General features: G+C 62.0%; 5 protein-coding genes. 3 read left to right on the forward strand and 2 right to left on the reverse strand.

Features of this window, described 5'->3' with window-relative positions:
* Together LO50_RS19405 and LO50_RS19410 are read left to right on the forward strand one after the other, a co-directional pair.
* A partial coding sequence (locus LO50_RS19405; RefSeq protein WP_044316056.1) for a cadherin-like domain-containing protein occupies window positions 1-3,530 on the forward strand: 3,530 nt, incomplete at its 5' end.
* 57 nt (window positions 3,531-3,587) lie between these two features.
* Window positions 3,588-3,917, forward strand: coding sequence for a hypothetical protein (locus LO50_RS19410; RefSeq protein WP_003298921.1), 330 nt, complete (start codon window positions 3,588-3,590; stop codon window positions 3,915-3,917).
* Here LO50_RS19410 and LO50_RS19415 read toward each other — a convergent pair whose 3' ends face one another.
* Together LO50_RS19415 and lapG are read right to left on the reverse strand one after the other, a co-directional pair.
* Window positions 3,918-5,864 (reverse strand): bifunctional diguanylate cyclase/phosphodiesterase, encoded by a 1,947-nt coding sequence (locus LO50_RS19415; RefSeq protein ID WP_044316057.1) that lies wholly within the window; start codon window positions 5,862-5,864, stop codon window positions 3,918-3,920.
* Window positions 5,865-5,873: 9 nt separating this feature from the next.
* Window positions 5,874-6,569, reverse strand: a complete 696-nt coding sequence (gene lapG / locus LO50_RS19420; RefSeq protein WP_042924048.1) for a cysteine protease LapG — start codon at window positions 6,567-6,569, stop codon at window positions 5,874-5,876.
* 239 nt (window positions 6,570-6,808) lie between these two features.
* Between lapG and LO50_RS19425 the strand changes: the two genes are divergently transcribed.
* A partial coding sequence (locus LO50_RS19425; RefSeq protein WP_044316058.1) for a Tex family protein occupies window positions 6,809-8,986 on the forward strand: 2,178 nt, incomplete at its 3' end.

Here is an 8,986-nt window from a genome sequence, read left to right on the forward strand (position 1 = left end):
GCAACGTCTCGGCCCCGGGCAGCGACAGCGCCACCGTCGGTGACACTACTGCGCCCACGGTCACTGCGGGGCAAAGCTTCACTTATGACGAGAACCGCCCGGCCGATGCGCTTATCGGAACCGTCGATGCAACCGATACGACTGGTGTCACTGCATTCCGCTTCAGTGCCACAGGCACAAGCGTCAGCGCCGATGGCTTCTTCCGCATCGATAATCAAGGTCGTATCACTCTGACTACCGCAGGTGCCCAGTCAGACGCGAATGACTTTGAACAAGGCAACAACACCCACACGTATGCAGTCGATGTATTGGACGCTGCCGGAAATGCCTCATCCACGACAGTCACGTTGCATGAGTCAAACCTTAATGACAACGCGCCGGACGTCCAGCCAGTTACCCTGTCAATCAAAGAAGACGGCAGTCTAATCATCAAGTCTACGGACCTGCTTGCAGGCGCGACGGACAAGGATGGCGACAGCCTGTCAGCGGCTGCCCTCAAGCTCGAATCAGGCAACGGGACGCTAGTCGCTAACTCCGACGGCACCTGGACCTTCACACCGTCAGCGAACTGGAGCGGCGATGCCCACTTCAGTTTCGATGTTTCCGATGGTGCACTCGCCAGCAGGGGCAGTATGACCGTCGCGGTGGAAGCCGTTGCCGATACCCCAACGCTGGCCACGCAGGCTGCAGTCGATACGCCTCAGCCAACCGGATTGTTACTGCAGTCCTGGAACCAGCTTTCTAGCCTGAGCGGAACCGGCAATGGTGCTAACCCCTCAACGCTGAAGGCAGCTATCGACGCAGCAGGATCGCCCTCTAGCTCATCGACACTATCCGACGCCCACCTGAGCAGCGTAACTGCGGGGGTTGCGAACAAACTCTCTGGCCTGATCTACCTGGAAGCTGGAAAAACTTACACCTTCAGCGGCGTAGGCTATGACAGCGTCGCAGTGGTCGTGGGTGGCAGCCATGTGGCCAGCGCCACATGGGGAGGTTCTGGCGGGACCAACGGCAACTTCAGCGGAACATTCATCCCTTCCAGCTCCGGCTATTACACGCTTGCCATCTACCAGCACAATCAGGCCGGCGCGGGTAATCTGGATGTCAACGTCCAGGTGAATGGTGGACCGGTAACGAATCTAGCGACCGCCAATATCGGTCTCTACAAGAACCCAAGTGACGTACTAGGCGATGGAGTTCGCCTGTCGGATCTAACCTATGACATTTCCGGCAATGCCTATTACCAATCGTATGGTTACAACGAGGGCGCTCAGGGAAGCACCATTCCGCTGTCCCGCCTGTCTGCCGATCTGGTCGACCGCGACGGCTCGGAAGCCCTGTCGCTCGAAGTTTCGAATATTCCGGCTGGCATGCGCTTGAGCGATGGCACGCATACGTTCACTGCGAGCGGGGAAGTGAGCAAGGTCGACGTCAGCCAATGGGACCTGAGCAAGCTGACCGTCACCCCACCGCCCGGCTACTCGGGCCAGTTCGAGCTAACCGTCAGCGCGACCGCCACCGAGGCGAGCAATGCGGATGAGGCCAGCACGACGCTTACCCTGCCGGTTACGGTGCACCCTGACAACGCGCTGCAGATCGGCAATGGCGCGAACAGCAATGGCAACGACAATATCGTCGGCGGAAACGGCAACGATGTGCTGCTCGGAGACGAGGGCGGCACGCTGGTCATTACCCAGCCCGGCATCAGCTACAACATCGCGCTATTGGTGGATACCTCGGGCAGTATGGAAGGCAACCTGATGACCCTGACCAAGGCAGCGCTGAAAAGCTTCGCCGCCAGCCTCGTCGGGCATGATGGAGTGATCAACATTGCCCTGATCGGTTTCGCAGGGCTGAGCCAGACCAACGTGAAAATCTCCTTCGCCGACTTGCAGAGCGGCAACCTGACGGCTCTCAACAACGCGATCGATAATCTGCAAGCCACGGGTGGCACGAACTACGAGGCTGGCTTCAAGACAGCGGCAAACTGGTTCGATACTCATGCAGATGCCACATCCGGCTATCAGAACCTGACCTACTTCCTGACGGATGGTGATCCGACCTATTACCTCAATGGGAGCAATGAAGCCGGAACGGGTAACTCGACCTCTTACGAGACCCTGCAGGAATCGGTGGCTGCGTTCAATCAGTACAGCGCCAGCCTTGGCAAGGTCCATGCCATCGGCATTGGCTCCGGCGTAAGCGAGCAATACCTGCAATTCTTCGACAACACCGGTGCTGGCGTCGATGCGACGGTGGGCTTCAACCCGACGACGCTGTACAACTTCAACTCGGGCGGCCTGAGTAACTGGGGCATCGAGGGAACCAGCGGCTCCGCGAACAGTGGCAGCGCCGTAGAGCGAGTCAACAACTTCGGAAGCAATAACGACTATCTGTGCATCCGGGACAACTATCACGCCAGTAGCCCCGAGGCCTCGACCAAAGCCACTACGCCCGGCATGTCCGTCACTGCGGCCCAGAACGGGGATGCCTTTGGTTTCAGCTTCCGCACCAGCAATTTCGGCGATGCGGACACCTTCACTTGGAAGCTCGTGAACAACTCGGGCCAGATCATCGACCAGGGCACCCATAGCGGTGAACTGACGTCATTCACCGCAGTGACGACCAAGCCGGTTGTCGGCGCCGGCACCTACAGGTTCATCTTCGAGGTACTGGATGGTTCCTCGGGCGATGGCAATGCCGAAATCCAGATCGACGACATTGTCCGCTATCAGGATGTGGTCGCCGCGCCAGCGAGCGACGTGGATATCGTGACCAACGCCAACCAGTTCGCTGCCGCCCTGCAAGGTGGCTCCACGGCACTCGACCCGGTCGCAGTCGGCCATGATGTCATCGCGGGCGGCTCCGGCCATGACATCATCTTCGGCGACGTGATCAATACCGATGAGTTGCCGTGGGCTGAGAACAATCTGATAAAACCGGACAGCCTGCCCAACGGCTCGGGGGTTACGGCGCTTGAGAAGTTCCTCGAGATGAAGAATGGCGTCGCTCCGACTGACGCGGATCTTTATGGCTACATCCGCGCTAACCATGAGCAATTCAACGTTGCCGGCGACACCCGCGGGGGCAACGATACTCTCAACGGTGGAGCAGGCAACGACATCCTCTATGGTCAGGGTGGCAACGACATTCTGATCGGTGGGGCCGGTGACGACATCCTCTATGGCGGCACTGGCGCGGATACCTTCGTTTGGCAGAAAGGCGATATCGGCCACGATGTGATCAAGGACTTCAATGCAAGCGAAGGCGACCGTATAGATCTGCGCGATCTGCTTCAGGGTGAGAACGATGGCAACATCCTAAATTACCTGCGGGTCGACACCGCTACTTCGACGTTGCAGATCAGCACCACCGGAGTCCTAAATGAAAGCGGCAGCAACGCTGACGTGACCATCAAGCTGGAAAACGGCGGGAGTGCAGTGAACCTCTCGTCCTATGGCTCGACCTCGGCGGATATCATCAATGCGCTGGTCGGACAGCACGATCTGATCAAGATCGACCACAATTGAGGACATGCCCTGCGCACCCATTGGATGCGCAGGGCGCACCTCTAATCGGACAATCCCATGCCGTATATCAAGCGTGATGGAAGCGGGCGCCTGCTCCAAGTAGAGCCGGCGCCCTTTAACGACATGACCGGCGAACTGCCGGACGACGACAGCGAAGTACGCGCCTGGCTCGCCGCTCAGGACAGTCTTGCCCACTTGCGCCAGAGCGATCTGGAGATGGTGCGGGTACTGGAGGATCTGATCAATGCCTTGATCGACAAGGGCGTGCTGCGTATCACCGACCTTCCGGATTCCGCTCAAGCCAAGCTGGCCGGACGGAGCCGGGCGCGCAATGCGCTCGGCTCGACTCGCTTACTGGTCGACGATGACGACACCGGCGTGATCTGATCAGTTAGCGTTGCCCTGCAACGGTGCCGGATTGCCCAGCAGCCGGCCCTGACCACCTTCGAAACCCAGCGCTCGGAGGGTCATCCACGCCCCTTCCGTTTCTACCTGTTCGGCGATCAACGGCAGATCGATGCTGTGCGCCGCACGCTGCATGGCCTGGATGAATAGATGCTTGTCGTCTTCGGTATCGACGCCGCGCAGGTAGCTGCCATCGACCTTCAGATAGCCCAGTCCCAGTCGCGCCAGGTTGCCGATCATGCTGAAGCGTCCACCGAAGTGCTGAATGCCCAATCCGAACCCTAGCTGTCGCAGGCGGCGGGCCAGCTGTTCGAGGCTCGCCTGATCCGGTAGCTGGGCTTCGTCCAATTCGATCGTCAGCAGACCGGCCACGTCGCCATGGCGCGCCAGCAACTCGAACACGTCCTCGCGCGAGACCGGATCTGCCAACGTGCTGCCGCAGAGGCTGATCGCCAGTGGCGAGTGGTGAACGTCCAGGGTTTCCAACGTCTGACGCAGCATGGCCAGATCGAGGCGTGCCGTCCAACCGAAGCGCTCCAGCCAGGGGAGGAAGCGTGCCGCCGGAACCACATCGCCCTGCTGGTCCACCAGCCGGGCCAGAACCTTGCTGTGGATGAGCCGTTGCGGCTCGACGGCGCTCATCACAGGCTGGAAGTATAACTGGAGCAAGCCATTCTCCAGTGCACCGTCGAGTAACCGGTACCAGTCCTGATGCTGCTCGGCGACGGGTACCTCAGTGCCAGGTTCAGAGCAGGCCCAGGCCTGGCGCGACTGGCTCGCAGCCTGCGCCAGTGCCTGATCGAGAGCGGCGTAGAGCGCCGGGACACTATGCTCTTGCGAGAACGCCGTCAGGCCGATATGGGCCACCGGCAGCACATCGGCGAGTCCGGTTTGCTGCAGTGACGCCAATGCATGCTCGATCTGTTCGGCCAGGCGTAGCGCTTCGAGCCGATCGAGCCCTACCGCGAGCAGCGCAAACTCGCCACCGCGCGTCCGTCCGATCAGGAAGCGATCCGCAGTGACCTGGCGCAACTGTTCGGCCACCGCACGCAGCAGCTCATCCGTGCGTGCACCGCCAAGCCGCTGATTGAGCCCGGTGAGGTCATTGATACGCAGCAGGAACATATAGCCGCTACCGACCAGGTCCTCTCCGCTCAAGCGAGCCTGCAGCTGCATGTCGAAGTGTCGGCGGTTGCTCAGGCCGGTCAGGCCGTCATGATAGGCCTCGTCACGCAGGCGCTCGCTGCGGCGCGCCTCCTCATCGAACAGCGCCTTGAGCTTCTCCACCATGAGGTTCATGGCCAGCACCACGCGGCGTAGCTCCGGGGTTTCCGGCAGCTGCGGAACGCTGAGGAACTCACGGCGTGTAATGGCCTGGGACTGCTCGACCATATCGTCGAGCGGGCGCAGCTGGCGTCGCAACAGCGCCGCGCCCAGCAATGCACTGACGACGCCACAGAGCACCAGCCAGCCGAACATGCCGAGGGTGCTCTGCCACAGGCGCGAAACGGCGAACATCGGGTGGCTGACCACCTCCACGCGTGCGGCCTGCTGCCAGCCGCGACTGACGATCGCCTCACCGCCCTCCGGCTGCAGATCGATCAGGCTGACGAACCATTGCGGCGCACTGCCGGCGTCCGGCTCGGCCTGCCGCTCGAGCATCGGCTGGCCGGTTTCAAGCTCGATCACACGGATCGACTGGTAATAACCACTATCGAACAGCGAGCTGACCACCAGCTCGACCATGGCCGGATCGTCGATATTGGCGGTCAGCGACAAACCCAGCGCCGTAGCAGCATCCTGCGCGTGTGAACGCAGCTGGTTGGCGTATTGATCACGCGAACTTTCCAGGCTGACCACGAAGCTACCGGTGAATGCGGCGAGCAGAAACAGGCAGATCGCCAGCAACAGCTGTTTGAACAGAGACATGTGAAACTCCTACGATCCGGACCCGGCCGGAAAACCTTCCGCTTGCATCTTTTTCAGCAAATCCTGCCAGCGCGACAACTTCTTGCTGTCACTGACCTGCTTGTCGCCACTTCGCCCTGGCAGCCACAGCCCTTCGCCGTTGAACGCATAAACGGGAACCAGATCGTTGCGCTGCGTCGCCGGCAGTATGCCGCCGACCAGATTGTCCAGCACCAGGGGCACCGCACCCGGCTGCTCGTAATAGGTCAGGACCATATGCGCCTGATTGAGCCGGACGGCCTTGACGTAGGTGATACGCAGCTTGTCGGCCGAAACACCGAGACGGCGCAGGGTCACGTACTTGGCGATTGCAAAGTCTTCACAGTCGCCACCCCCGACGCGCAAGGCTTCGACCGGGGTGGCCCAATAGTCGGTCTGTCGCCAGAGCCTGACGTCATCTTCAAAGCGCAGCTGGTGATTGAAGAAGTTGTTCACCGCACGCAGCTTGTCGTGCTCGGCTGCCGATCCCTGCTCGCCCAACAGCTGCTGCCACGCCAGAAGGCGCTCGCGCCCTTCGCCCAGCGAGCCATAGCGTTTTTCAGCAAGGCTCAGAATGCGCGGGAAATCCCAGTCGTCCGCCACGGCCCAGACGAGTTGAGCCAGGCCCAGCGCGCCGAGCAAAGCGATGACGTAGCGAAAGGGGGCAAGCCGCGTCTGGCCAAACATGACTACAACTCTTGACGGCGGGCGGGATGGTGTTCAGCCGCCACTGATGGCGCAGTGCCACTTTAAAGCTGGATGGTGGCGGCAGGACCGGTAAAACACAAGCGCCACACCCACTGGCGCGACGGCTGGCGGGGCGAGTCCGAAGGATACCTCTCTTGAGCGACCGAATCAGGCCCTCGGCAGTTATACTTGCCCGCTTTTCTGGCCGGCCGGCCGTCATTCCGCCCGCAGGACATCACATGGACAGCATCAATTCCCGTATCGCCAACGAGCTGGGCGTGCGCCCGCAACAGGTCGCCGCCGCCGTGGCGCTGCTCGACGAAGGCTCCACCGTTCCCTTCATCGCCCGTTACCGCAAGGAAGTCACCGGCAGCCTCGACGATACCCAGCTGCGCAACCTGGAAGAACGTCTGCGCTACCTGCGCGAGCTGGACGAGCGCCGCGTCTCGATCCTCGCCAGCATCGAGGAACAGGGCAAGCTGACCCCCGAGCTCAAGCGCGAGATCGACCTCGCCGACACCAAGACCCGCCTCGAAGACCTCTACCTGCCCTACAAGCAGAAGCGTCGCACCAAGGGTCAGATCGCCCTGGAAGCCGGCCTTGGCGAGCTGGCCGATGCGCTGTTCGGCAACCCGGAGCTCACTCCGGAGCAGGAAGCCGAGCGCTTCATCGACGCCGAGAAGGGTTTTGCCGATGTGAAAGCGGTGCTCGAAGGCGCCAAGTACATCCTCATGGAGCGCTTCGCCGAAGACGCCGACCTGCTGGCCAAGCTGCGCGACTTCCTCAAGCACAACGCCACCCTCAGCGCTCGTGTGGTGCCGGGCAAGAAGAACGAGGGCGCCAAGTTCAGCGACTACTTCGAGCATGACGAAGTGCTGAAGAACACCCCTTCGCACCGCGCGCTGGCGATCTTCCGCGGGCGCAACGAAGGCATCCTCAGCGTCAGCCTCAAGGTCGGCGATGAGACGCCGGGCAGCATGCACCCGGGCGAAGGCATGATCGGCGAGCGCTTCGGCATCGCCAACCGCGGCCGCGCCGCTGACAAGTGGCTGGGCGAAGTGGTGCGCTGGACCTGGAAGGTCAAGCTCTACACCCACCTGGAAACCGACTTGCTCGGTGAGCTGCGCGACAAGGCCGAGGACGAAGCCATCTCGGTGTTCGCCCGCAACCTGCACGACCTGCTGCTCTCCGCCCCGGCTGGCCCGCGCGCGACCCTGGCGCTGGACCCGGGCCTGCGCACCGGTTGCAAGGTCGCGGTGGTCGACGCCACCGGCAAGCTGCTGGAAACCGCCACCGTCTACCCGCACGCACCGCGCAACGACTGGGACGGCACCCTGGCGATTCTCGCCAAGCTCTGCGCCAAGCACGCCGTCGACCTGATCGCCATCGGCAACGGCACCGCCAGCCGCGAATCGGACAAGCTGGCCGGCGAGCTGATCAAGAAAGTGCCCGGTCTCAAGCTCACCAAGATCATGGTCAGCGAAGCCGGTGCCTCGGTGTATTCGGCCTCGGAACTGGCGGCCAAGGAATTCCCCGATCTGGACGTCTCCCTGCGCGGCGCCGTGTCCATCGCCCGCCGCCTGCAGGATCCGCTGGCCGAGCTGGTGAAGATCGATCCGAAATCCATTGGCGTCGGTCAGTACCAGCACGACGTGTCCCAGCTCAAGCTGGCGCGTTCGCTGGACGCGGTGGTCGAGGATTGCGTGAACGCTGTCGGCGTCGACGTGAATACCGCTTCCGCCGCCCTGCTGGCGCGCATTTCCGGCCTCAACTCGACGCTGGCGCAGAACATCGTGCAGTTCCGCGATGCCAATGGTGCGTTCAAGTCCCGCAGCGAGCTGAAGAAGGTGCCGCGCCTGGGCGACAAGACCTTCGAACAGGCCGCCGGCTTCCTCCGCGTGATGAACGGCGACAACCCGCTGGACGCCTCCGCCGTGCACCCGGAAACCTATCCGCTGGTCAAACGCATCGCCGCCGATACCGACCGCGACATCCGCTCCCTGATCGGCGACTCGGCGTTTCTCAAGCGCCTGGACCCCAAGCAGTTCACCGACGAGACCTTTGGCTTGCCGACTGTCACCGACATCCTCAGCGAACTGGACAAGCCCGGACGCGATCCGCGCCCGGAGTTCAAGACCGCCGAGTTCCAGGAAGGCGTCGAGAAGCTCAGCGACCTGGAGCCGGGCATGGTGCTCGAGGGTGTGGTGACCAACGTGACCAACTTCGGCGCCTTCGTCGACATCGGCGTGCATCAGGACGGCCTGGTGCACATCAGCGCGCTGTCGGAGAAGTTCGTCAAGGACCCGTACGAAGTGGTCAAGGCCGGTGACATCGTCAAGGTCAAGGTCATGGAAGTGGACATCCCGCGCCAGCGCGTCGGCCTGTCCATGCGCATGAGCGATACGCCCGGCGCCAAG

The sequence above is a fragment of the Stutzerimonas stutzeri genome (assembly GCF_000935215.1).
In the GTDB taxonomy this organism is placed as follows: domain Bacteria; phylum Pseudomonadota; class Gammaproteobacteria; order Pseudomonadales; family Pseudomonadaceae; genus Stutzerimonas.

Excerpts from the sequence above, each read along its gene's own strand:
- LO50_RS19410 (WP_003298921.1), top strand. The coding sequence starts at position 3,588 with ATGCCGTATATCAAGCGTGATGGAAGCGGGCGCCTGCTCCAAGTAGAG.
- LO50_RS19415 (WP_044316057.1), bottom strand. The coding sequence starts at position 5,864 with ATGTCTCTGTTCAAACAGCTGTTGCTGGCGATCTGCCTGTTTCTGCTC.
- lapG (WP_042924048.1), bottom strand. The coding sequence starts at position 6,569 with ATGTTTGGCCAGACGCGGCTTGCCCCCTTTCGCTACGTCATCGCTTTG.